Below are 23265 nucleotides of genomic sequence, written 5' to 3' on the forward strand. Positions count from 1 at the left end.
TACATACCGTAGGCAAGCGCGGCGATGCATCGAGCCGGGCGGGCGCGTGCGCCGCGACCCGCGGCCTTACCGTACGCTCATCGGTACGCCGCGGCCGCGGGTCGGACGCCCGCATCCCGCCGGGCTCGCGCCTCGTCGCGCTTTCAGCTTGTCCCGAAACGACAGACGATGCGCGGCTACATACCGTAGGCAAGCGCGGCGATGCATCCGCCTTCGCCGAGGCTACGGCGCGACAAGATCGAGCCGGTCCGCCTCCGCTCTGACGAGCTACGGCGCGATCGGTTGTGAGTTCGCGCGGGCCGCAGCGGCTGTCGATGCCAATAGGATCGCGCCGAAGCTTCAGCGAAGGAGGGCGCGTGCCACCGGCCGGCGGCTCGACGTGCGGGCCGTCAGTACGCCTTCGGGGCCGGCGGTCTGTGGGTGCACGTCTGGCTCGCCCCCGGCCGCGCCTCCGCCCGGTTCAAAACTGAAACGGTCCTCTCGCGTCGCCGTGGGAGCGCCGCGCCTGATCGTCCATCGCCGCCGCGAGTTCCTAAGTAAGCGCTGGATGCTCAGTGATTCTGATTCGCCGTTGTCGCAGGGCTGCGGGAATCGCCGGACGATTTCCGTAGACTGTCCTCTCCCAGAGACGTGCGATAGACTGTCGACGCCATGACCGATAACAACAGGGGCTGGGCGCTCGTCCTGGGGGCCTCGTCGGGGTTCGGCGAGGCCTGCTCGCGAGCGCTCGCGGCCGCAGGGTGGAGCATCTTCGGCGTCCATCTCGACCGGAAGGCGACGATTCCGCACGTCGAGGAGATCATCGCGGCGATCCGCGCGGAGGGCGTCCGCGCCGAGTTCTACAACGTCAACGCGGCCGACGAGGGCAAACGCGCCGAGGTTGTCGCCGAGATCCAGAAGGCGCTCGCCGAAACGGAGAAATCGAAGCGGGTCACGGTGCTGCTTCACTCGCTCGCGTTCGGCACCTTGAAGCCCTTCTTCGGCGAGACCCGGGAAGCGTCGATGGCCAAGCCGCAGATGGAGATGACCCTCGACGTGATGGCGCACTCCCTCGTCTACTGGACGCAGGACCTCTATTTGAACGACCTGTTCGCCGAGTCCGCGAAGATCTTCGCGATGACCTCGGCGGGGGACCACATCGTCTGGCCGGCCTACGGCGCGGTCTCGGCCGCCAAGTGCGCGCTCGAGTCGCACATCCGCCAGATCGCCGTCGAGCTCGCGCCGAAGAACATCAGCGCCAACGCGATTCGGGCCGGCGTGACCGACACCCCCGCGCTCCGGAAAATCCCCGGAAACGAGGCGATGATCCAGCGGGTCCTCGCCTTTCACCCCGCCCGACGGCTGACGACCCCGCAGGACGTCGCCGGCGCGCTCGTGGCGCTCTGCGCCGGCGAGACCCGATGGATCTCCGGGAACGTGATCGGCGTCGACGGGGGAGAGGACATCGCCGGCGGGAGCTGATTCCCGTTCTTTTTCCACACGACCAGGAGGCACGATGGCGACAGCGGCTTCGCCGCATCCGGCGTTCGATTTCATCGAGGAGAAGGGGGAGATCCGGGAGCTCCGGCTGCGGGTCAACGGCCTGCAGGTGCTGCTGCTCGCCAACCGGATCGCGCCGGTCGCGACGTTCTGCGTCGTCTACCGAGTGGGCTCGCGCCACGAGGCGGTCGGCCACACGGGAGCGACGCACCTGCTCGAGCACATGATGTTCAAGGGAACGGCGGAGTTCAACCGGGACCGCGGCACGCAGATCGCCGCCACGCTCGAGTCCGTCGGCGCCCGGTTCAACGCGACCACGTGGTTCGACCGCACGAACTACTTCGAGACCGTGCCGTCGGACCAGATCGAGCTCGCGCTTCGGATCGAGGCGTCCCGGATGCGCGGCTCGTTCATCCGCGACGGCGACCGGATCCCCGAGATGACGGTCGTCCGAAACGAGTTCGAGCGGGGAGAGAACAGCCCGTTCCAGGTGATGTACAAGGAGACGTTCGCCGTCGCTTTCCGCGAGCACCCGTACCATCATCCGACGATCGGCTGGAAGAGCGACATCGAAGGGATGTCGACGGCGCGGCTGAAGGAGTTCTACGACACGTTCTACCACCCGGACAACGCGACGGCGATCCTGATCGGGGACTTCGAGGAGGCCGACGCGCTCGCGCGGATCGACGCGCAGTTCGGCGCGATCCCGCGGGCGGCGCACCCGATCCCGCGCACGTACACGGAGGAGCCGCCGCAGCAGGGGGAGCGGCGGTTCATCGTCCGCCGGGCGGGACAGATCGGCTGGGTCGCGCTTTCGTTCCGGTCGGTCTCGGCGTCGCACCCCGACGCGTACCCGCTCGCGGTGCTGGGCAACGTCCTGGGGAGCGGCATGACCTCCCGGCTCTACCAGGCGCTCGTCGAGCCTTCGCTCGCGATCTCCGTCAACGCGATCTCGTGGCAGCTGCGCGATCCGGCCCTGTTCTCGATGTTCGCGGCGCTCGCGCCGGGGACCCCGCACGCCCGCGCCGAGAAGATCCTCCGAGATCAGGTGGCGGCCGTCGTCCGGGACGGCGTGACGGAGGACGAGGTCCAGAAGGCGGTCAACCAGATCGAGGCGGACGTGATCTTCGAGCGCGACACGACCGACCAGGTGGCGGGGAGCCTCACCGAGGCGATCGCCGTCGCCGACTGGCACTGGTACGTCGATTACCTCGAGAACATCCAGAAAGTGACCGCCGCCGACGTGGCGCGGGTCGCCCGGACGTACTTCCACGAGGATTTCGCGACGGTCGGCTGGTTCGTGCCGAAAATCGAAGCGGAGGCCGCGTGAAGACGTTCGCCGAGCGCACCCACCGCCGGGAAGCGGAAAACGGCACGACGATCCTCGCTCTCGAGAACCATTTCAACCCGACGCTCGCGCTCTCCGGCACGCTCCGCGCGGGCTCGGCGCATTCTCCGCAGTCCAATCCGGTCCTCGCGGCGCTCACCGCCCAGATGCTGGAGAAAGGCACGCGGCGGCGCTCCAAGCTCGAGCTCGCCGGCGAGCTCGAGAACCGCGGGGTCTCGATCTCGTTCTCGGCCTCCGGCGGCGATCCCGACACGATGGACATTTCGCTCTCCTGCCTCTCCCGGGACCGGCCGCTCGCCTTCGATGCGCTCGTCGAGATGCTCGCCGAGCCGTCGTTCCCTCCCGACGAGCTCGCGCGCGAGAAGGAGCGCCTCACGGGCGCCGTACGCCAGCTCTCCGACCAGACCGGGTGGCGCTCCTCGACGGCGGCGTCGCGTCTGATCTACCCCCCTGGCCATCCGTACTTCGCCGAGACGGCCGACGAGATCGTCGCCGCGATCGAGAGCGCGACCGCCGACGAGCTCCACGCGTTCCACGAGCGCTTCTACCGCGCCTCGACGCTCGTCCTCGCGATCGTCGGAGACCTCGATCGCGAAGAGGCGGCGGCGGACCTCGCGCAACGGCTCTCCCGGCTTCCGGGGGGAGCGGCGCCGCCGCTCGAGGTCCCGGCCGTCCTGCCGCCGAAAACGCGCTCCGAGATCGTCCGCATGAAGGAAAAGGTCAATGCCGACGTGCTCCTCGCCCACGACTCGCGCCTGCGGCGGACCGATCCCGACTTTCTCGCGACGACTCTCGGCGTGGCGGCGCTCGGCCAGTCGACGCTCTCCTCCCGGCTCGGGCTGCGGGTGCGCGACACGGAGGGGCTGACGTACGGCATCAACGCCCGGATGTCCGCGGGGCGCTTCTCCGGCCCGTTCGCGATCTCCCTGACGGTCGCTCCGGCGAACCTGAAACGGGCCGTGGCTTCGTCGCGGGCCGTCCTGTCGGAGTTTCTCACCGGCGGGATCACGGACAAGGAGCTCGCCGACGAGAAGCGCTCGCGCACGGGGAAGTTCAAGGTCGACCTCGCGTCGAACTCCGGGATCTCGGGCGCTCTCGACATGGCCGAGACGTACGGGTTGGGCGTCGGATATCTCGACGCGTTCCCGTCGATGGTCGACGCGATCGGGCGGGAGCAGGTGAACGCGGCCGTCAAGGCTCATATCCGGCCGGAAGAATTGGTCGAGGTCGCCGCCGGCGAGTTGTAACGGCAGCACGGCTCGCGCCTCCTGACGCGGGGCCCTCACCTGCCGCGAGTATGCGGCTTCCTCTCCCCAAGGGAGAGGTCATCGGATGGTCGCCGCGCTTCCGGCATTGTGTGCGCCCGATCGCTTGCTGCCTCTCAAGATCGCGGACCTCCTTCTCGGCTGTCCTTCAGGGTCGCAGGGCCGGAAGCTGGCGTGCCCATCGCCGTCTCCAGCCAACGGTTCCCCGTCGCGGAGTGGGCACCAAATGTCGTGTATTTTCGACTTTTCGACTTTTCGACTTTTCGACTTTTCGACTTTCTGCCTTTCGACTAAATCTTCACCGAAACATCCGGCAGCGTCGCGCTCATGGTCGAGTCGTCGGCGTCCCATCGCATCCGCCGATAGTCGAAGTTCCCTTCCTCGATCACGTTGAACTTGACGATCTCGAAATAGGGAGACAGGTCGAAATCCCGCGGGACGACGAGCGTCGGGTGGCGCGCCTGGAAGATCCCCGTGTACGCCCGCCGGGTGCGCCGTCCGAGGAGCGCCGCCTTGAACCGCTCGCCGGGCGTCTTCGGCCGGTCCGGTTTGTAGCCGGGCAGGATCGGGAACCCGACCTTCTGGAACGCCGCGGCGGTCATCGAGGAGCAGATCGTCTCGGTCGCCAACCCGCTCCCCAGATGAAGAGCGTCTTCGCGGAACCGCGCCGGGATCAGATGGAAGGGGAGCAGATATCGGGCGAGGTCGGTGAAGTTCTTGATGTCGTATTTCAGGCCGATCTTCGAGATGAGATCGTCGACGACGATCCTCGCGTCCTCCGGACGCAGCCGGTGCGGGCGGCAGATCCGGATGTTGAACCGGGCGTACTTCGAGAGCGGCGAAACGATCACGCCCTGGTCCACGAGCGCCTCGATCACGAGATGCCGGGCCTCGCGTCCGAACTTCTCTTCGACCTCGCGGCGCAGAGGATGGTCCCGCCGGAGGATCTCGTCGCCGATGTAGACGCAGTTGTGCGACCAGGAGGAGGTCGTCAGCGTCTTGATCGCCTGCGACACCCGCTGGTCGCCGTCGATCAGGATCACGTCCGCCCTCCGGATGTGTTTCTTCAGGGCCACGAGGTCGTTCTCGCCGTAGCGCCGATACATCCGGCGCGGGCGCGTCAGGACCCGGACCATCCAGTCCGTGAAGGTCTGCCGAGGGGTTCGCATGCTCAGAAGAGAAGGAGGAACCCGTCCGCGAAGAGCGCGGCGCCGCATACGGCGACCAGAAGCGACAGGCCCCACAGCGAGCGGTTCTTCGAAAGGGCGGCGATCGCCGACAGCGCGACGGCGACCTGCATCAGCGCGACCGACGACGCGTACCGGTGATGGCGATGCGTGAAATGTTCGGCCTCCTCCGAATGGCGGCGGGCGCCGTCTTCGCGGCGCCGCGCGTCGGCGGCGATCTCGTCCTGCTCCTTCTGGTAGCGCGCGATGTCCTGGTCGAGGCTCGCCTGCGGAACCCGGTCGAGCGAGATGAGGGTCTGCTTCTCCTGCTTGAGCAACGCCGACCGGATTCCCTTGGCCTGGTACTGCGCCCAGAGATCGAAGGCTTCGTTGCGGACCGCCATCGCCTCGTTCTTCTCGAGCAGAGCCTCGTTGATCGTCCCGCCCGCCTGGAGCGCCGCGACCGCGGCGAGAACGGCGATGAGCGCGGTCGAGACCGAGATGCGGCGGAGGAATTTCCGGTCTTCGCGCTCCTCTTCGCGCGCCTCGTCGATCGATTCGCGAAGGCGGTCGAGCGGGGCGTCGATCTCCGGGGTCTCGGGCATGGCGGAAACGATTATAGCGGCGGGGAGGGGAGCGCTCCCCGGCCTCTCATCTTCGCCACAGCGAGAGGACGATCGTCAGCACGATCGACAGCAGGACGCAGAGCAGGATGGGAAAGACGAACGTTCCGTGCCGGCCCGAGACGACGAGCGTGCCCGGAAACCGGCGGGCGCCGAGCCGTCCCGCGACCAGCAGAACGGCTCCGGCCGCCGCGAGCGCGAGGCCCGCGAAGACGAAAAGCCTGCCGAGATCGCCCATCGACGACATGGTACCGCCCGTGGGCAGAAAAGGATGTGATCGCGCGGTTCCCGGATCAGGTCCCGTCGTGGACCGACAGATCGGGGATGTCCTGGAAATCCTCCGGGTTGAGCGTCCCCCATCCTGGGAACGAGCCGATATCGTGAAGGTCTCAGCGCCCGACCGGCAGGTCGAGATCGCTGTCGCCGAACCATCGGATTCGCAGGGGCTCCGTGGCGTCCGCGATCGTTTCGTCGCTGACGTCTTTTCCCGTTCCGTAATTGATCTGTCGTCCCGGTTCCTTGATGACGCTCAAGACGGCCACGACCCGGCTGCCCGGCGCGAGCCGGCGGCTCATCAATCGAACGCTCCGGAAATCGAGGGTCTGGCGCTTGCCCGGCGTCAGGAGCCGGCGATGCGCGGGATCGGCGACGTTGCTGGCCCGCGCCCAATAAGGCGCGAGCTGGATGTAGTCGCCGGCCGTGGTCCGCTCGTACAGGTCGATCTCGAAATCGAAGTCCTTCTTGTTCGTGACGAAATCGAGCCGTCCCGAGAACAGGCCGGAGAGCTCGATGGGTTTGTCCAGGGGATCGCTCACGAACTCGAGACCATTCGCGACGTCGACGGCCTTGTCCTGGACGCCGCCTCCCGGAGCCTTTCGATCCGCGTCGGTGCGGTCGGCAAGCCGCACGGTCTGCGTGAGGACAGCGTCGGAAGGGCTCTTCTCGCTCAGGCGGTAGGTCCTGCCGGCTTTCTCCGCGCTCAGGTGGAGGCGCCAGGAGTGATCCGCCATGGCCGCCAGCGAGGCGGCGTGTTTCCACGCGTTGGCCCCGGTCACTTCATAATTCACGTTGTCCTTCAAGAGGGCGGGTCTGGGTCCACCCCGAAGAACGTAGTCGAACCACTGGTAGCGCAGCTCTCCCATGTCGATCTGCGCCGCCGGATCGAGCCGGTATCCCGCGAGGACCGTCGAGAAGCCCCCGAGGAGCCCGACCGTCCCGCGTTGGGCCTGAAAGTGATCGTACGGACCGATCAGGAGATAGTGCTCGGCCTTCGGGTTGTATTGGTGGTGCTGGCGGAAATAGTAAATGGCGGCGCCGGGTCCCCCGTAGTAATAGCCGGCCGTCGTCAGGACGGGGATGTCGATCCGCGCGAACTCCTTCTTGTACGGGATCATGCTCTGCCAGTAGGCGTCATACTCCGGATGGGCGATCCACTCGTCGAAGACGGGGTTGGGCGTTCCGTCGATCCTGTCGAGGTCCCGGTAGGGCCGGCCGCTCACATACCAGTCGTGGTTCAACTTCTCCCAGCGGGTGCTGTCGGAGTAAGTCGCGTTGTCGAGCGTCTTATTGTCGGTCGTGTAAAAGGGCCAGGGGTAGACGAAGTTCCAGAACACGTTGCCTTCCATCGGCACGTCGATGCCGGGAGCCGCGGGTGCCCCAACCATCATCGCCTTGAGGCCTTTCGGCATGTGTTTGGCCGCCGCCCACGGAGTGAATCCCGAGTAGCTGCCTCCGTACATGCCGACGCGTCCGTCGCTCCAGGGCTGAGCGGCGATCCAGTCGATGAGGGCCGCTGAATCGGCGCCGTCGTGCCGGTAGGGAACGGGCTTGTCGGGACTGCAACCTTTGCCGCGCGTCAGGCCGATGACGCCGGCATAACCGTGCGAGGCCGCTCGCCGCGCCTCGCTCAGGTTCTCGTTCGCGTCGGCGTAGATCGTGAACTCGAGAAGCGCGGGAAGGCGTCCGGATGAGGCTTTCGGACGGACGATGAGCGCGCAGACCGTCGAACCGCCGGGAGCTCGAACCGGAAGGTCCCTCTCCACGACGTAACGCCGGTGATCGTCCTCGGCGATCAAGGATTCCGTCAATGGAGCCATGGCCCGGTAGGTCTCCACCACCTGATACGCGCGGCTCAACCGCAGGGCGCCGGCCAGCGAAATTCCGGCCTTTCCCTTTCGCCGGGCGAGCTCCGCGCGCAGATCTTCCTCCATGGGAACGTGCAGGCTCATGCCCGCCGAATATGGACTCATCGCTCTCGCGACCAGGGCCGAAACCTCGTCGTCCAGTTCAGCGAACGTCTTCCGGAAAGCGCGCGCGAAGGAGGCGTTGAACGATGAGCCATCCCTGACCTGAATGAGCCTGGCCCGCAGGAAGATCTCGTACGGCACGTCCTTGGCGACGGCCCGGGGCGAGCTGCCGTTGGCGGACAGCGCGCGCAACCGGGCCAGGTTCTCGGCAGCGCCCACAGAATCGCCGGCGACCATCTGGAGCCGGAACAGGTTGTCGAGATAACGGGTACGGTCGTCGTCTCGATAGTCGGCGATGACCTTTTTCGCCAACCCGGGCATCGCCCGGGAAAGCGCCGCGGGGTCTTCGGCCGCCGCGGCGGGAAAATCGAGCTGCTGCGCGGCGCCGACGATCGCGGTCAGAAACGTCGCGAGACCCGCGAGAGAGAGAATAGTCCGGTTCAATACTCCAGCGCCTGTTTTGCGGCCGCGAGCACCTTCTCGGCGCTCGGCAGAATTGCCCGCTCGAGGATCCGGCTGAAACCGACCGGCGTGAACGTCGAGCCAACGCGTCCGACGGGGGCGTCGAGCCAGGCGAACGCCGCCTGCTGGATCTGCGAGGCGACCTCTCCGCCGAACCCGCCGTGCACCTTGTCCTCGTGGGCGACGAGCGCGCGGCTCGTCCTCTTCACCGACGCGAGGACCGTCTCGATGTCGAGCGGGACGAGGGAACGCAGGTCGATCACCTCGACGCTCTTTCCCTCCTTCTCGAGCGCGGCGGCGGCTTCGAGGGCGAAATGGACCGGCGTCCCGTACGCGACGATCGTCAGATCCGTGCCGCTGCGCCGCGTCCGCGCCTTTCCGAACGGCACCGCGAACCCCGGCCGGACCTTCGCGCGCGCGGCGGGCAGGTTGTAGAGGAACTTCGGCTCGAGATACACCGTCACGCCGCGCGAGCGGATCGCCGTCCGCAGCAATCCCGCGGCGTCGTCGGCGAACGCGGGGACGACGACGCGGATCCCGGGAAGGGTCGTCAGCCATCCTTCGATGTTCTGGGAGTGATAGAGCCCGCCGCCGATGTAGCCGCCCGACGCGAGCCGGATCGTGACGTTGGGCGAGAACTTTCCGCGGGTGCGCCAGTACTCGTGCGACAGCTCGACCATCTGCTCGGCCGCGGGCCAGAAATAGTCGGCGAACTCGGCGCCCTCGATCACCACGCGGATCTTGTCGTCGAGGCGCGAGAAACCGTTCGCCGTCCCGACGATGTAGTCCTCGGCGATCGGCGCGTTGTGCACCCGCTTCCCGCCGAACTCCTGCTGCATCCCCTTCGTGACGTTGAAGACGCCGCCCTTTTCCTTGTTGGCGACGTCCTGGCCCCACAGGAACGTGTCCGGGTTGGCGCGGAACTCTTCCTTGAGCGTCGCGTTCAACGCCTGGAGCAGCGAAAGCTCGTCGCCGCTTCCGTCCGGGTTCCCGTCGGCGTCGGAAGGCGTCCACGGCTCCGGTACGACGAACTCGAAGATCGTGGCGGGGTCGGGATCGGGGGCTTTCCGCGCGCGGTCGGCCGCCTCGTCGTAGACCCGGGCGTTCTCCGCGTCGATCGCCGACAGCTCCGCCTCGGTCGCCAATCCGTCGTCGACCAGGCGGCGGCGGAGCTTCGGGAGAGGGTCGGCGGCGCGGGCGGCCGCGAGCTCGTCGGGCGAGCGATAGAGCTCCTGGCGGTCGGAGTTCGAGTGGGGGCCGATGCGGACGCAGGTCGCGTGGACGATCGCGCACCCGCGGCCCGCGGCCGCCCAGGCGACCGCCTCCCGCATGGCGCGGAACGAGTCGAACGCGTCGGTCCCGTCGGCATGGATCACCGTGACGTTGGCGAACCCGCGGAAATTGTCGGAAGCGTACTCGTTGGCGGTCTGCTCCGCCTTCGGCACGGAGATGCCGTAGCCGTTGTCCTGGACGACGAAAACGACCGGGAGCTTCTCCCGGCTCGCGCCGTTGACGGCTTCGTAGAAGTAGCCTTCCGACGTCGACGACTCGCCGATCGAGCAGAAGACGATCGAATCCCGGCCGTAGTACTTGACCGCGCGGCCGAGGCCCGCCGCGTGCTGCGCGTGGTTCGAGACCGCCGACGACGTGTTCTGGATCCCGATCTCGGGTTTGGCGAAATGATTCGACATGTGGCGGCCGCCCGAGGCGACGTCGGTCGCCTTCGACATGCCGTTCCAGAGGATCTCCTCGACCGTCAGCCCGGCCGCGAGACAGGTCGTGAGGTCGCGGTAGTACGGGAACAGGTAATCTCGCCCGGGCCGGAAGGTCAGGCCGAGAGCGAGCTGGATGCCGTCATGGCCGGCATTCGGCGCGTGGTAGCTCCATCCGAGCCCCTGCTTCAAGTAGTTCGGGGCCTTGTCGTCGAGCGTGCGGCCGAGCTGCATCAGCCGGTACCATTCCCGGGCGGCCTCCGGGGAGGGTCTCGCCGGAGCGTCGGCCGCGCGTGCCGCCGGAGCGTTCGATGCGGGCCTCGCCGATGCGGCGGCCGCGGCTCTCCGCGGCGGCTTCGCGACCCCGGGCTCGCGGGTTTCCTGTTCGATCGCCATTGTTCCCCTCTCCGGCGCGCCGGGGGCGCCGCCGGACCTCCCCGGCAATTTACCAGATTTCTCGGCTATTCTTTTTCGGTGCGGTACCTCGCCATCGACTTCGGAGAGCGGCGGATCGGGCTCGCGACCTCGGACGCGACCGGCTCGCTCGCGACCCCGCGGCGGACGGTGCGCCGGGCGAGCGACCGCCGGGCCATCGACGAAATCGCCGACTTCGCCCGGCGGGAGGAAGTGGAGGGCCTCGTCGTGGGCCTTCCGCACCACGCCGACGGCCGGGAGAACGCCCTGGCCCCCCGGGTCCGCTCTTTCGCGCGGAAGCTGTCGGAATCGCTCGCGCTTCCGGTCGCCTTCGTCGACGAGCACCTGACGTCGCGGGCGGCCCTCGAGCGGTATCCCTCCTCGGAGACGGACGCCGCGGCGGCGGCCGTGATCCTCGAGGACTTCCTCTCCGCGCGGGCTCGGAGCGGCGATCGGCTCGGCGAACGGGAACGATGAGCCGGCATCGCGGACGCCGTATCGTCTTCGTTCTGGGGCTCCTCGCGACGGTCGCCCTGGCGACCGGTTATCGATGGATCCGCGCTCCGCGCCGGCCCGGCGCGGCCGGACGCGTCGTGATCGAGTTCCCGATCGGCACGCCCACGCGCCAGATCTTCCGAACGCTGCACGCGAAAGGAATCGCCCGCGACGCCATCCTCGCCGAGATCTACTACCGGGTCTTTCGGCACGGCGTGCCGCTCCGCGCGGGGGAATACTCGTTCTCGCCGGGCGAGACGCTCGACCGCGCGATCGACCTGCTCGAACGCGGTGAGGTCGTGCGGCACGTCGTCATCGTTCCGGAGGGCTCGACGAACGCGGAATGCTTCGCGCTCTTCGTCCAGCAGGGGATCGGGACCGAGCAGGGCTTCCACCGCGCGTCGCGCGAGCCGAACCTGCTTCCGGGGCCGCCGCTCCCGACCCCCGATCTCGAGGGGTTTCTGTTTCCCGACACGTACGTCGTCACGAGGTCGACGCCGACCCGCGAGGTCGTCGCGACAATGGTCGAGAACTTCCGGCGGCACTTCACGCCCGAGCTCGCGCGGCGCGCCGAGGGGCTCGGGCTCGCGATCCGCGACGCGGTGACGGTCGCCTCGCTCGTCGAGAAGGAAACCTCGCTTCCCGACGAGCGCCCGCACGTCGCCGCGGTATATCTGAACCGCCTGAAGCTCGGGATGCGGCTCCAGTGCGATCCGACGGTGATCTACGCCCTCCAGGAGCGCCACGAATGGACGGGACATCTTCGCCGGTCGGATCTCGAGGTCGACTCTCCCTACAACACGTATCTCTACGCCGGGCTCCCGCCCGGGCCGATCTGCAATCCGGGAGCGGCGGCGCTCGAGGCTGCCGTGACGCCGGCCCCGAGCGCGGATCTCTACTTCGTCGCGCGCGGCGACGGCGGCCACTACTTTTCCCGCACGTACGCGGACCATCTCGCGATGATCGCGAAGAGCCGCGCGAACGCGGCGGACGCGGAAGCGGCGCCACTGCCGCATTGACGCTGGCCCAAGACGCGTGCTACCTTCCCCGCACCATCCCCCATGGCCGAAAACGAGCTGATCCCGCGGCTGTTCGGGTCGTATCTGCTGACCGAAAAGCTCGGAGCGGACGCGCTCGGCAAGGTCTATCGCGCGCGAAAGATCGAGGACGCCCAGGCGTTCTTCCGGCTGCGGGTGTTCGACGCGCCCGGCCTCGACTCGGAGCCGATCCTGATCGCGATCGAGCAGAACGGCGCGGTTCACGACTTTCTGAAGAATCCGACGATCGCCCGCGACGTCGAGCTCGACTCCGTCGAGGGGGACGCGTTCCTCGCGTACCGCGAGGCGGGCGGCCGCACGCTCGATGCGCTGATGGAGGCGTCCCGCGCGAAGCCCTTCCCGATTCCTCCCGAGCACTCGCTCTTGATCGCCGAGAAGATCGCAACCGGGCTCGACCACGCCTACAACAGCCTCATCGACGGAGAGCGGACGCTCCACGGCCTCGTGTGGCCCGGTTTCGTCGAGATCACCGACGAGGGGGAGACGCGGCTGGTGGGGTTCGGACTGTCGGAAGGCGTGCTCGCGTCGCACCGGACGCCGGCGGTCCAGAGGCTCCTCGGCCCCTACCTCGCGCCCGAAGTGCGGGTCTCCGGCAAGGCGACCAAGACGGGGGACGTCTATTCGACCGCGGCGATCCTCCACGCCCTCCTCGCCGGCGCGCCTCCTCCGGAATCGCGCGCCGCCGATGCGGTTTCTTCGGCGAAGATGCTCGGCTCGGGCGAGCCGATTCCGCCGGACATCTCCGCCGTTCTCAAGGTGGCGCTCTCGCACTCTCCCGACGCCCGGTACGAAACGGCGGGAGCGCTCCGCCGCGAGCTCGGCAAGCTCCTCTTTTCCGGAAGATACGCGCCGTCGACCTTCAACTTCGCGTTCTTCCTGACGAATCTGCTGAGGCACGAGATTGCGGAGGAGCAGAAGAAGCGCAACGAAGAGTCTGCATTCGATGCGCTCAAGTACCCGCGGCCGGCGGTCACCGCCCGCCCGCCGCGGCTCGTCGTGGCGCCGCGCTTCGGCGTTCCGGTCGCGGCGGTGGAGACGGCTGAGCCCGCGAAGTCGCCGGCCGTGAAGATTGCGGTCGGTTCGGTCATTGCCGTCGCCGTCCTCGCGGTCTCCGGTTATCTCTTGAGCCTGAAGGCGCCCAAACCGGTCGCCGTTCCGGTGCGGGCGGCGCCCAAACCGGTGGCGGCTGCAGCGCCGGCGCCGGCGCCGGCCCCTCCCACGACCGGCATGACCCCCGATCAGTTCAAGGAGGAAGTCGCTCGCAGTCTGGACGAAGAGGTCAAGAAGCTCGAGGAGCAGCAGAAGACCAAACAGGTCCGCGCCGAAGCCCAGGCCCGGGCGGCCTCGCTCAAGCCCGTTCCCGCCGCGATCGAGCCGACGATCTCCACCCCCAAACCGATCGCCCTCCCCGGCGGCGCGCCCGCACGGACGGCCGCGCCGGCCCCGCTTGGGAATATCCGCCCGACGGCGATTCCGGCCGGAGGCGCCCCGGCCGCCCCGACGGTCAACCGCGGAGACCTCGTCCCGATCTCCGACGTCGACCGGCCGCCGGAGATCGCGGCCGTCGTCAAGCCGGAGTACCCGCCCGTCGCGCGGCGCATGAACATCAGCGGGACGGTCGTCCTGAGCGTGCTCGTGACGGAGACCGGCCATGTGGCCGACGTGCGGACGGTGCGCGAGGCGGGCGGGAGGATGGGACTCACGCAGGCCGCCCAGAAAGCCGTCCGGCAATGGACGTTCCGGCCCGCGACGAAGAACGGGGTGGCCGTCAAGACGTGGATGACGATCCCCATCCCCTTCGTTTTGTAAGCTGGCGTGCCGATGCATCGAGCCGGGCGGGCGCGTGCTCCCGGCCGGCGGCTAGACGTACGGCTATCGGTACGCCTTCGCCGCCGGCCGGCAGCCCGCATCCCGTCGGGCTCGCGCCTCGGCACGTCTCAACGTTTTCAGGACTGACACCGTGGCTCCTTGACGAAATTCGTAGGCTGGCGTGCCGATGCATCGAGCCGGGCGGGCGCGTGCTCCCGGCCGGCGGCTAGACGTACGGCTATCGGTACGCCTTCGCCGCCGGCCAGCAGCCCGCATCCCGTCGGGCTCGCGCCTCGCCGCGCTTTCGGGTGGTTCGGAACTGAGTGCGGCTCTTTTCGTGTCTGGAGGGTGAAACTGGCGTGCCGAAGCATTCGAGCCGGGCAGGAGTGTGCTCCAGGACTGTCAAGCATGAGAACGGGCGGCAGGCGGTCTCGGATGAATGAAAGAAAGGACCGTCCCCAGTTGCGCGGATAGTACATTCAATTACTTAGAAAACTTGTGGACTTGCTGTGTCCCCTTTTTCGCCTTTTCGCGATGTTCTAATTGGGGGATAGTCCCCGAATGTCAGGAAATGGCTATGAGGAAGAAACTCGGTCGGCTCGGCGCGTTCCTTGGGATCATGTTGTTCGTTTCTGCCGCAGCACATGCCTACACCGACTGCCTTGAATGCAAGCAGGCTTGCGACGATCAGTATTGGGATGACGTCTCGGAGTGCGACACTCTCACGGGCGCAGCGAAGACGGCGTGCAGACAACAGGCATGGGAAAACAAGATGATCTGTAATGCGAATTGCGAAACGGATTTCGATTGCAACGCTATCTAGCGATCCCGATCAACTCTTAACCAGGAGGATTTGCGATGAGATTCGGAATCCATCAGGTTGTAGCGCTCTTCGCCACCATTTTGATCTCTCAGGGTCATCTCGCTAGCGCGGGCTCCAGTTCAGGTCCAAAGAGGCGGTCGGATGAACCGAAGCTCTATGAGGTATCGGCGCCTACGGGAGATGTTGCGTACTTCCAAGTGACCCCGGATGGCAGTACCGCTCTCTTCCGCGATCCGGCGGGCACGATTCTGGCGGTTGAAAACGACCATAAATACTTTCCCGGATACACGATTCGCTTCGCTCAAGGAACCCGCGAGATGGAAGTCTTTTCAAGTCTGATCTTCTACAAACAGAATCAGCCACTTCCCGTGATCTACGTAATCAACCGCGAGTACATTGCGGGAATTGATGATGGACAGACGAGGGGGAAGGAGCTGATAGACCGAGCGAGAAAGGAATTTCAGAAGTCGCCAGAAGATTTCAGGAGCCTGCTCTTGAGCTTCTACCAGTTTGCGGAGAAGAGTCTTCCAGAAATGGGGGCCGCCAGCGCGTCGATCGACGATCTATTGAACAACGGCCCTGGCACACTCAAGCCATATGAGGCGCATACCCGTCTCATCGAGGATTCGCAGGAGTGTGCCAAGATCAAGGCGATGATGGCTCCGTAGATCATCGTGGTGGACCAAGGCGGTCGGCGTCGAAGTCTGGGATCCAGCCTCTGGGCTGGGACGTCGATGTCCGCTTTCGCGGGAATGACAGAGGCGGGTGTCGACGATAAGTTCGATCGGAGGCGAGACTCAGTTCGGAAGAACCCGAAAGCGCGGTCAGGCGCGCGCCCGCCTCCGCCTTCAGTGAAGCTTCGGCGCGATACCGTTGCCAACGACCCGCCGATTCAGCTCCGCGAGCTCACAACCCGATCGCTCCGCAGCTCGGCACGGCGGAGGCGGACGTCTCGATGCATCCGCCTACGCCAGGGCTACGGCGCGACAGGACACCGCGCGGGCCACTCAATCACCGGGGGAATCGGCCCCGCCCATTCGTTCGCCGCGATCAGGTTGTAAGCGCCCACCCCGGCGAAGACGACGCGGTCCCCTTCTTTCGGGGCGACGGCGTGCTGGCGGCGGACGAGGACGTCGAGGTCGGTTCCGAGGGGTCCCGCGATGACGAGATCGACGGCGCGCCCCCTTCGGCGCGGGAAGAACGAGACCGGATGACGCCCGCGCGCGATGAAGAAGCCGTGAGCCATCCGGCTCGCGTCGACGAAGACCTCCCGGCCGCCGCGCACGCGCAGCACGCGGCACACGAGCCGGAAGGCCTCCGCCACGATCGCGCGGCCCGGCTCCATCCAGACGTCGGCGCCGCCGATCGAGCGCCGAGCGTCGGCGGAAAGGTCGCGCACGATCGTCTCCGGGTCCGTCCACGCCGCGCGGAGCGGGCGGCCCCGGTCGTCGAACCGGGATTCCGCGGGCGAGCTGAAGCCGCCGCCGACGTCGACGACCGCGGGGGGCGCGCCGAGGCCGCGGAGCGCGCGCGCCGTGCGGGAGGCGGATCGCAGGGAGGCGCGGTACGGCGCCGAGCTCGGAATGCCCGTGCCGAGATGGAAGGCGATTCCGAGAGGCGGCGCGCCGCGGCCGACGGCGCGGCGGGCGAGGACCAGCGCGTCGGCCGGCCCGATGCCGAAGGCCCGCTGACCGACACGCGCCTGGGGCGTTCGGAGCCGCAGGAGATATCGCGCCGGCCGCCCGGTGGCGCGCGCCCGAGCGAGGATGAGCGCGAGGTCTTCGGCCCCGTCGGCGACGAGCGTGCCTTCTTCGGCGATGACCCGGTCGACCAGCTCCTCCGTCTTCGCCGGACCCTGAACGAGGAGCCGGTCGCCGGAGATTCCCCGGGCGAGCGCCTCGGGGAGATCGGCCTCGATGTTGATCTCGGCGCCGAAGCCTTCCCGCGCGAGGAAGTCGAGAACCGCGGGATGCCGGTTGGTCTTGTAGGGATAAAACAGCCGCGCTCTCCCCGCGGCGGCCTCCTTCCATCGCCGGGCGGCGTGAGCGAGCCGCTCCGGCTCGTACAGGTAGAAGGGCGTCGGCGCGGCGGGGATCGCAGTCACGCCCGTCATCGGAGCCACGACGTCACGCGCTCCGGGTCTCCGAGCCAGCTCCCGCGACGGAATCACGCGAGCCACGACGCGATGACGCGCCGGTCGAGCTTGCCCGACGGATTTCGCGGCAGCGCCTCCACCGCGACGACTTTTTTCGGGCGAGCGAAAGCCGGAAGGCGCCGCTGCACGAAGTCACGGATCGTATCGGCCGCCGCATCCTCGCCGGAGCGCGGGACGAAGACGACCGCGAACCCCTCCCCGTGCGGCGCGACGGCGACGTCCGAGATCGACGGAAGCTCGCCGATCGCGCTCTCGATCTCCTCGGCGCAGACGGTTCTTCCCTGCATGACGATCGAGAACTCGCGGCGGCCGCGGACGACGAGCTCTCCCTGCTCGTCGAGAAACCCCAGGTCTCCGGTGGCGAGTCGTCCTCGTTCGTCGAAGGGGTTCGGCGCGGAATCCCCCGCATACCCCGGGAAGACGGATTCCCCGGCGAGGCGGATCTCGCCGGTGCGTCCCGCCGGGAGCTCGGCGCCCGTCTCGGGATCGACGATCGCGACGGAGAGGCCCGTCGCCGGACGGCCGCTCGTTCCCGGACGGCGCTTCTCCGAAAGGCGCTGCCGGGAGCCGAGCCCCGCCGATTCCGTCAGCCCGTACCCGAGCCGCACCGGCACTCCGCGGCGCCCCTCGACGGCGGCGACCGCATCCTCCGAGAGCGTTCCGCCTCCCGAGAAGACCGCCCGGAGCCGCGCGCGGCGGGAGGGGCGCCCGGCAAGCGCGACATGCGGTCCGGCGAGCAGCACGACGGTTGCTCCGAGCGCCTCGGCTTCCGCCAGGGGATCGCGGCGGGGCGAGAAGAAGACGACCTCCGCGCCGAGCGAGATCGGGTGGAGGGTTCCCCGGACGAATCCGAAGACGTGCGCGGTCGACACTCCGACCGCCACCCGGTCGCCGGGCTCGATCTCGGGCGGAGCGGGATACCCGCCCGCCGCCGCGAGGAGCTCCCGGTCCCCGAGCGGGACCGGCTTCCCGTCGCCGACGCTCCCCGAAGAAAAGAACACCGTTCGGTCGGCGCCGGCCGCCGGACGCCAGCGCACGAGAAGGTCCTCGCGCCTCTCCCGCAGGAGGACCGGAATCTGCGCGCCGTGGGCGACCGCGCCGCGGTTCGCCACCCGGGCCGCGTAGAAGTCGGCGACGAAAGCGATCGGGTCGTTCGCGTCGAGCGCGACCCATCCCTCGCGGGAGGCGATGCGCGCGGCCCGCTGGTCGATCTCCCGAAGGAGGCCGTCGTAGGTGAGCGCGTCCGCCCCGCGCCGCAGCACGGTCTTCCCGGGAGAACGCCGCGCCGCGGCCTGCAGCGCGTCGAGAACGCAGGATTCAGCGTTCGGCGGAGACAAAGATCATCCTCCAGGGAAGCACCGCGTCGAGGCCGGTTTCCGCGAGTCCCAGGCCATCGAGAGCCGACGCGATTTCCGCGTCGCTCGTCGCCGGGCGCAGGCCGAAGAGCTCGCGGGCGAACTCGAGCGCGGCGAAGCGCGACGGGAAACGCCACGCGAGATCGACGACTTCCGCCCGCACCCTCCGTCCTCCGGCGGCGGCGAACGCGTCCCGGTAGCGCTCCGCCGGCGTGAATCGCCCGTGATGACCCGTGTCGGTGTGGCGGTCCACGAAATCGTTCAAGAAAGCGGCGGGCGCGGATCCCGGTGCGACGTCGCCGACCGCGGCCCGGCCGCCGGGAAGGATCACGCGCAGCATCTCGGAAGCGATCGCGGCGGGATCGTCGGCGTGATGGAGGGCGGCGAGACAGCCCGCGGCCGCGAAGCTCCGGTCCGCGAAGGGCAGTCTCTCGTACTGCGAGACGGTTCTCCCGCGGTATCGGGTCGATTCGAGCAGGAAAGGCAGGGAAGCGTCGCAGGCGACGGCGGGCCGATCCACCCCCTCGCCTCGCGCGCGTTCGGCGAGATACCCTCCTCCGGCCGCGAGATCGAGCCATGGCCCGCCGGGCCGCTCCGCGAGGGCGAGGTGCGCGAGCATCGCGCGCGCCTCCTCCGCCCGCGCGGCCGGGAAGCGGTGGTTGGCGAGGTTGTAGTGGCCGCCCCGGGCGTCGAAGATCGTCGTGTATTCGGACATGCGATGGTTCCGTCCGGCAATCTATCAGCGCGGTCGGACGCTCCGCAACTCGATCGCGATGCGGCCCGCCAGCGCCGGTATCTCGACCGAGACGGATTGTAGAATCTCTCCGATGAAGCTCGTCACGTTCGAGCGCGGCGGACGCGAGTCGATCGGCGCGGTCGCCGAACAGGGGATCGTCCCGTTCGGCGCTCTCGTGCCGGAGCTCGACGTGCCGATGCTCGAGCTCGTCCGCCGCTCGCCGGCGCTGCTGCCGGTCGCGCGAAGCGTCGTCGCGGGGCCCGTTCCCGACCGCGCGATCGTCCCGCTGTCGGAGGCACGGCTCCTCGCTCCGATCCCGCGGCCTCCCTCGATGCGCGACGGCTACGCCTTCCGGCAGCACGTGGAGACCGCCCGGCGCAACCGGGGTCTCCCGATGATCGAGGAGTTCGACCGCTTTCCGGTCTTCTACTTCACGAACCACCAGGCGGTGATCGGCCCCGGCGAGCTCCGCGTCGGAAGGCGGCGCCTCGAAAGGCTCGACTTCGAGCTCGAGGTCGCGGCCGTCGTCGGACGCGAGGTTCGCAACCCGACCCTCGAGGAGGCGGACGACGCGATCTTCGGCTACGCGATCATGAACGACTTTTCCGCGCGCGCTCTCCAGATGGAAGAGATGAAGCTGAACCTCGGCCCCGCCAAGGGGAAGGACTTTGCGACCGCGATCGGGCCGTGGCTCGTCACCCGCGACGAGCTGGCCGACCGCTTGACGCCTTCAGCCGCCGGCAACGTCCTCCACGCCGGGATGACGGCCGAGGTGAACGGCGTTCGCGTGTCGCGGGGCGACGCCGCCGACATGCACTGGACGTTCGCGCAGATCCTCGAGCGCGCCGGCGACGGCGTCACGCTCTTCCCCGGCGACGTGATCGGCTCCGGGACCGTCGGGACCGGCTGCTTCCTCGAGTTGAACGGCTCGAAGATCACGCACGACCAGTGGCTGCATCCGGGGGACGCGATCTCGCTGTCGGTCGAGGGCCTCGGGACGCTGACGCACCGGATCGTCGAGGATCCCCGATGTTGATACGCGACGGGCTCGACGATCTGTACGCCTACAACTCCTGGGCGAACGACCGGATGATCGCTTCCGTCGAGACGCTCTCGGAAGAGGAGTACGCGCGCGTCCTCGGCGGCGGGTGGCCGTCGGTCGCCGACACGCTCGCGCATCTCGCCTCCGCCACGCGGGCCTGGGACGAGCGGCTCGGCGGGCGGTCCCCCGAGCGGCTGCTGACCGGGGCCGATCTGCCGCGCCGCGACGACGCCGTCGCGATGCTCCACGCGGCGGACACGGCGCTCGCCGGGCGCGTCCGGAGCTCGACCGCGGAGGATCGCGAGAAGATCCTCGCGTACACGAATCTCCAGGGAAAGACGAAGAAAGTGCCCGTCTGGGCGGTCTTCCGCCACGCGGTCAACCACGCCTCGTATCACCGAGGCCAGATCGCGTCGATGGTCCGGATGCTCGGGTACGAGCCGAAAGCGACCGACCTCGTGTTCTGGGCGATCGTGAACACCTCTCAGGAGTGACCGTCGCGAAAGCTTGCTCGGGGACCCGAAGCGCGTGACGCCTGCGCGGCTCGTCCAACGAGCGACTCGACCGCGCCAGGTGTCACCCCCTCGCTCGCGCTTTCGCTCCCGCATCGCGGGACCTCCGCTCGGTTACTTCGCGGAGGGTCCTCCGCGATGCGATGGGCCCGAGCGCCGATGTCCTCCTCGATATCTCTCGAGGGGACCTTCCCGGCACCACGATGTCTCGAGATCCGCGCTCACTGTATTCTCTTCATAAGAGGATCCCGATGCGTATCGCCTGGCAACCGACGCCGCCGTTCCGCGTGATCAGAATTTTTCAATGACCTCGGTGAACAAGCGCGTCGGAACGCTTCGCAGCCTTCGCGCGGCGTTCGGATCGTGGCGGGTCGGGGCGGTCGTCCTGCAGTCCTTCTCTTCGGGTCTGCCGCTCGGCCTCGTCTGGATCGCGCTTCCGGCGTGGCTCAAGTACCGGGGCGTCGACATCCGGACGATCGGGCTCTTCACGCTCGCGCAGGCGCCGTGGACGCTGAAGTTCCTTTGGGCGCCGCTCATGGACCGTTATCGGCTGCCGTTGCTCGGCCGGAAGCGGTCGTGGATGCTCTTGTTCCAGCTGCTTCTCGCGGCGGGGATCCTGATGCTCGCGCGCCAGAGCGCGGACCCGTCGGTCCCGGCGGTCGCCGCGATCGCGATCTTCATCGCGTTCTGCTCGGCGAGCCAGGACATCGCGATCGACGGCTACGCGGTGGAAGTGCTGGAGAAGGACGAGCTCGGCGTGGCCGTCGGCGGCCGAGTCGCCTTTTACCGGATCGCGATGCTCGTCGCGGGGGCCGTCTCGATCACAGTCGGGCAGAGAGTGGGGTGGTCGACGGTCTTCGTCATCCTCGCGCTGCTGTTCGTCCCGCTGGCGGCCGTCGTCGTCGCCTCTCCGGAGCCGCCGGCCCGGATCCGCCCGCCTTCCACGCTGAAGGCGGCCGTCTTCGATCCGTTCGTCTCGCTCTTCCGAAAGCCGCGCGCCCCGGAGATCGTCGCTTTCATCCTCCTCTACAAGCTCGGCGACAACATGGCGACGGCCCTCATCCGGCCTTTCCTCATCGAGAAGTGCTTCTCGCCGGCCGACGTCGGTGTCGCGACGGCGACGATCGGCCTCGTCTGCACGATCGCCGGGACGATCCTCGGAGCGGCGCTCACGCAGCGTCTGGGCGTGGGGCGAGCCCTCTGGGTCTTCGGCGTCCTCCAGGCGCTCGCCTGCGTCGGCTATCTCGCGGTCGACCGGGTGACGGCGGCGACCGTCGGCTCCTGCACCGCGATCGCCGCGGCCGGCGGGGCGCAGCCGCTCGGCAACCGAATCCTCATGTACGCCGCGACCGCGCTCGAGACGTCCTGCCAGGGGATGGCGACCGGCGCGCTCGACGTGTTCCTGATCCGCCTGACGCAGAAGCGCTTCTCGGCGACCCAGTACGCCCTCTTCGCGAGCGTCTTCGCGCTCGGACGGACGCTCGCGGGAGCCCCGGCCGGGATCCTCGTCGACGCGGTCGGCTGGACGCCGTTCTTCCTCGTCACCATCGCCGCCTCCGTTCCCGGCCTCGTCATGCTCTCGCGCTTCGTTGCGCCGGGCGTGAGGGAGCCCGATTTCGAGCGGGAGGAAGTCCATCCCCGCGGGCCGGTGTCGGCCGGAGCGCTCGCAGCCGCCGGCGCCCTGGTGGCGGCCGCCGGAGTCGTCGTCGCAACGGTGCTCTCCGCCTTGCTCGACGCGCTCAAGGCGATGCGGGGCGCCCATCCGCGCCCGTTCGACTTTTCCGGGAGCCTCCTCCGGCTCCTTTCTCCGACGACTGCCGGCGGCTGGCTCGCTCTGGCGGAACCGGTGATCCTGGGCGTGTTCGTCGGGCTTGCGGCGGCCGGGCTGCTGGCGGCGCGAAGGGGGGTGAAGAAAGGGGCAGCCCGCTAGTGCCGCGGCGTCCGCGGCTCGGGGACGATGATTCTCACACCGCAACGGGGATTCACGCTCGGGTCGCATGGATTCGCGGCGGGCTGGATGGTGATCGTGATGCTCAGGACATTGTCGGCTTCGTTGCTTTCGGGAATCGTATTCTTCGGATCCGCAACCACCTTGATCGCGTGAGTTCCCGCCGGAACCCGGCCGATGACGATGTCCCGGGCCGAGACATACGAACCGGGCTCCAGCGAGGCCGAGTAGGCGCCCGACCACGTGTTTTTCAGTTGGCCGTCGAGATACAGGTCCACGGACACCGTTCCCACCGTGGCGACGGCTCCGTTGTTTGCGATCGCCCAATCGAGAAATAGATCATCGGATGCGTAGAGCGGATTCGAGTCCGTCGTTTGTCCTCTCGACTTCGAGATTACGATCGGCGCCGACCAGCCTTGCGGTCGGTACGGACTCAAATTCGGCTGACCGGACGGGGTTCCCGCTCCGCCGGGTCCCCCGAAGAAGAAGTACGTATGCCAATTGGGATCGCCCGTAAATAGCGCGAGGTCATAATAGGCACTATTGGTGACGGAGCGGATCAGGGCGCCCGGATAAAACGCGGACTGGGTCGTGTCCCAGTACGTAATGTCCCTGAT

The 23265-nt window shown here is 68.0% G+C and carries 19 protein-coding genes; 10 read left to right on the forward strand and 9 right to left on the reverse strand.

The features are described 5' to 3' along the window. Window positions 1-651: 651 nt before the first annotated feature. From VKH46_14205 to VKH46_14215, 3 genes are read left to right on the forward strand one after another with little or no spacing between them, the layout of a single operon-like run. A complete protein-coding gene (locus VKH46_14205) occupies window positions 652-1461 on the forward strand; it encodes an SDR family oxidoreductase (GenBank protein HKB71997.1) in 810 nt (269 codons plus the stop codon). A gap of 34 nt (window positions 1462-1495) precedes the next feature. Further along, window positions 1496-2809 carry a pitrilysin family protein gene (locus VKH46_14210; protein HKB71998.1) on the forward strand — a complete coding sequence of 438 codons (1314 nt, stop codon included), beginning with the start codon at window positions 1496-1498 and terminating at the stop codon, window positions 2807-2809. After that, a complete protein-coding gene (locus VKH46_14215) occupies window positions 2806-4074 on the forward strand; it encodes a pitrilysin family protein (protein HKB71999.1) in 1269 nt (422 codons plus the stop codon). The genes VKH46_14210 and VKH46_14215 overlap by 4 nt, the downstream gene beginning before the upstream one ends. Window positions 4075-4382: 308 nt before the next feature. On the opposite strand, the gene VKH46_14220 is transcribed toward VKH46_14215, so the two are convergent. The 5 genes from VKH46_14220 to VKH46_14240 all read right to left on the reverse strand — a co-directional run bounded on the left by VKH46_14220 (window position 4383) and on the right by VKH46_14240 (window position 10535). Continuing rightward, window positions 4383-5261: a lipo-like protein gene (locus VKH46_14220; protein HKB72000.1), complete on the reverse strand. Its 879-nt coding sequence runs from the start codon at window positions 5259-5261 to the stop codon at window positions 4383-4385. 2 nt (window positions 5262-5263) lie between these two features. After that, on the reverse strand, window positions 5264-5863 hold the full coding sequence (locus VKH46_14225; GenBank protein HKB72001.1) for a DUF4337 domain-containing protein: 600 nt from the start codon (window positions 5861-5863) through the stop codon (window positions 5264-5266). A 46-nt stretch (window positions 5864-5909) separates the two neighbouring features. Then, complete coding sequence (locus VKH46_14230; GenBank protein HKB72002.1) at window positions 5910-6119, reverse strand: DUF2905 family protein; 210 nt, start codon at window positions 6117-6119, stop codon at window positions 5910-5912. Window positions 6120-6270: 151 nt separating this feature from the next. Then, on the reverse strand, window positions 6271-8571 hold the full coding sequence (locus tag VKH46_14235; GenBank protein HKB72003.1) for a CocE/NonD family hydrolase: 2301 nt from the start codon (window positions 8569-8571) through the stop codon (window positions 6271-6273). Then, window positions 8568-10535 carry a thiamine pyrophosphate-dependent enzyme gene (locus tag VKH46_14240; GenBank protein HKB72004.1) on the reverse strand — a complete coding sequence of 656 codons (1968 nt, stop codon included), beginning with the start codon at window positions 10533-10535 and terminating at the stop codon, window positions 8568-8570. Before VKH46_14240 ends, VKH46_14235 begins: the two co-directional genes overlap by 4 nt. A 240-nt stretch (window positions 10536-10775) precedes the next feature. Between VKH46_14240 and ruvX the strand changes: the two genes are divergently transcribed. The 4 genes from ruvX to VKH46_14260 all read left to right on the forward strand — a co-directional run bounded on the left by ruvX (window position 10776) and on the right by VKH46_14260 (window position 15568). Continuing rightward, a complete protein-coding gene (ruvX, locus tag VKH46_14245; GenBank protein ID HKB72005.1) occupies window positions 10776-11192 on the forward strand; it encodes a Holliday junction resolvase RuvX in 417 nt (138 codons plus the stop codon). Beyond that, window positions 11189-12229, forward strand: coding sequence for an endolytic transglycosylase MltG (mltG, locus tag VKH46_14250; protein ID HKB72006.1), 1041 nt, complete (start codon window positions 11189-11191; stop codon window positions 12227-12229). Before ruvX ends, mltG begins: the two co-directional genes overlap by 4 nt. 42 nt (window positions 12230-12271) lie before the next feature. Next, window positions 12272-14077 carry a TonB family protein gene (locus tag VKH46_14255; protein ID HKB72007.1) on the forward strand — a complete coding sequence of 602 codons (1806 nt, stop codon included), beginning with the start codon at window positions 12272-12274 and terminating at the stop codon, window positions 14075-14077. Window positions 14078-14935: 858 nt separating this feature from the next. Beyond that, on the forward strand, window positions 14936-15568 hold the full coding sequence (locus VKH46_14260; GenBank protein HKB72008.1) for a hypothetical protein: 633 nt from the start codon (window positions 14936-14938) through the stop codon (window positions 15566-15568). Between the two features lie 308 nt (window positions 15569-15876). Here VKH46_14260 and VKH46_14265 read toward each other — a convergent pair whose 3' ends face one another. The 3 genes from VKH46_14265 to VKH46_14275 are packed head-to-tail and all read right to left on the reverse strand — an operon-like array spanning window position 15877 to window position 19125. After that, a complete protein-coding gene (locus VKH46_14265; GenBank protein HKB72009.1) occupies window positions 15877-17013 on the reverse strand; it encodes an alanine racemase in 1137 nt (378 codons plus the stop codon). 53 nt (window positions 17014-17066) lie between these two features. Beyond that, window positions 17067-18392 carry a fatty acid--CoA ligase family protein gene (locus VKH46_14270; protein ID HKB72010.1) on the reverse strand — a complete coding sequence of 442 codons (1326 nt, stop codon included), beginning with the start codon at window positions 18390-18392 and terminating at the stop codon, window positions 17067-17069. Continuing rightward, complete coding sequence (locus VKH46_14275; protein ID HKB72011.1) at window positions 18373-19125, reverse strand: methyltransferase domain-containing protein; 753 nt, start codon at window positions 19123-19125, stop codon at window positions 18373-18375. Before VKH46_14275 ends, VKH46_14270 begins: the two co-directional genes overlap by 20 nt. A gap of 112 nt (window positions 19126-19237) precedes the next feature. Here VKH46_14275 and VKH46_14280 point away from each other — a divergent pair, with 112 nt between their 5' ends. The 3 genes from VKH46_14280 to VKH46_14290 all read left to right on the forward strand — a co-directional run bounded on the left by VKH46_14280 (window position 19238) and on the right by VKH46_14290 (window position 22630). Beyond that, the gene (locus tag VKH46_14280; protein HKB72012.1) at window positions 19238-20182 is read left to right on the forward strand and encodes a fumarylacetoacetate hydrolase family protein; all 945 of its coding nucleotides are present in this window, start codon (window positions 19238-19240) and stop codon (window positions 20180-20182) included. Next, a complete protein-coding gene (locus VKH46_14285) occupies window positions 20176-20682 on the forward strand; it encodes a DinB family protein (protein ID HKB72013.1) in 507 nt (168 codons plus the stop codon). Before VKH46_14280 ends, VKH46_14285 begins: the two co-directional genes overlap by 7 nt. A 322-nt stretch (window positions 20683-21004) precedes the next feature. Further along, on the forward strand, window positions 21005-22630 hold the full coding sequence (locus VKH46_14290) for an MFS transporter (GenBank protein ID HKB72014.1): 1626 nt from the start codon (window positions 21005-21007) through the stop codon (window positions 22628-22630). Here VKH46_14290 and VKH46_14295 read toward each other — a convergent pair. Beyond that, window positions 22627-23265, reverse strand: a 639-nt coding sequence (locus VKH46_14295) for a CARDB domain-containing protein (protein HKB72015.1), incomplete at its 5' end; no start/stop codon positions are given. The genes VKH46_14290 and VKH46_14295 overlap by 4 nt on opposite strands.

The sequence above is a fragment of the Thermoanaerobaculia bacterium genome (assembly GCA_035260525.1).
Lineage (GTDB): Bacteria > Acidobacteriota > Thermoanaerobaculia > UBA5066 > DATFVB01 > DATFVB01.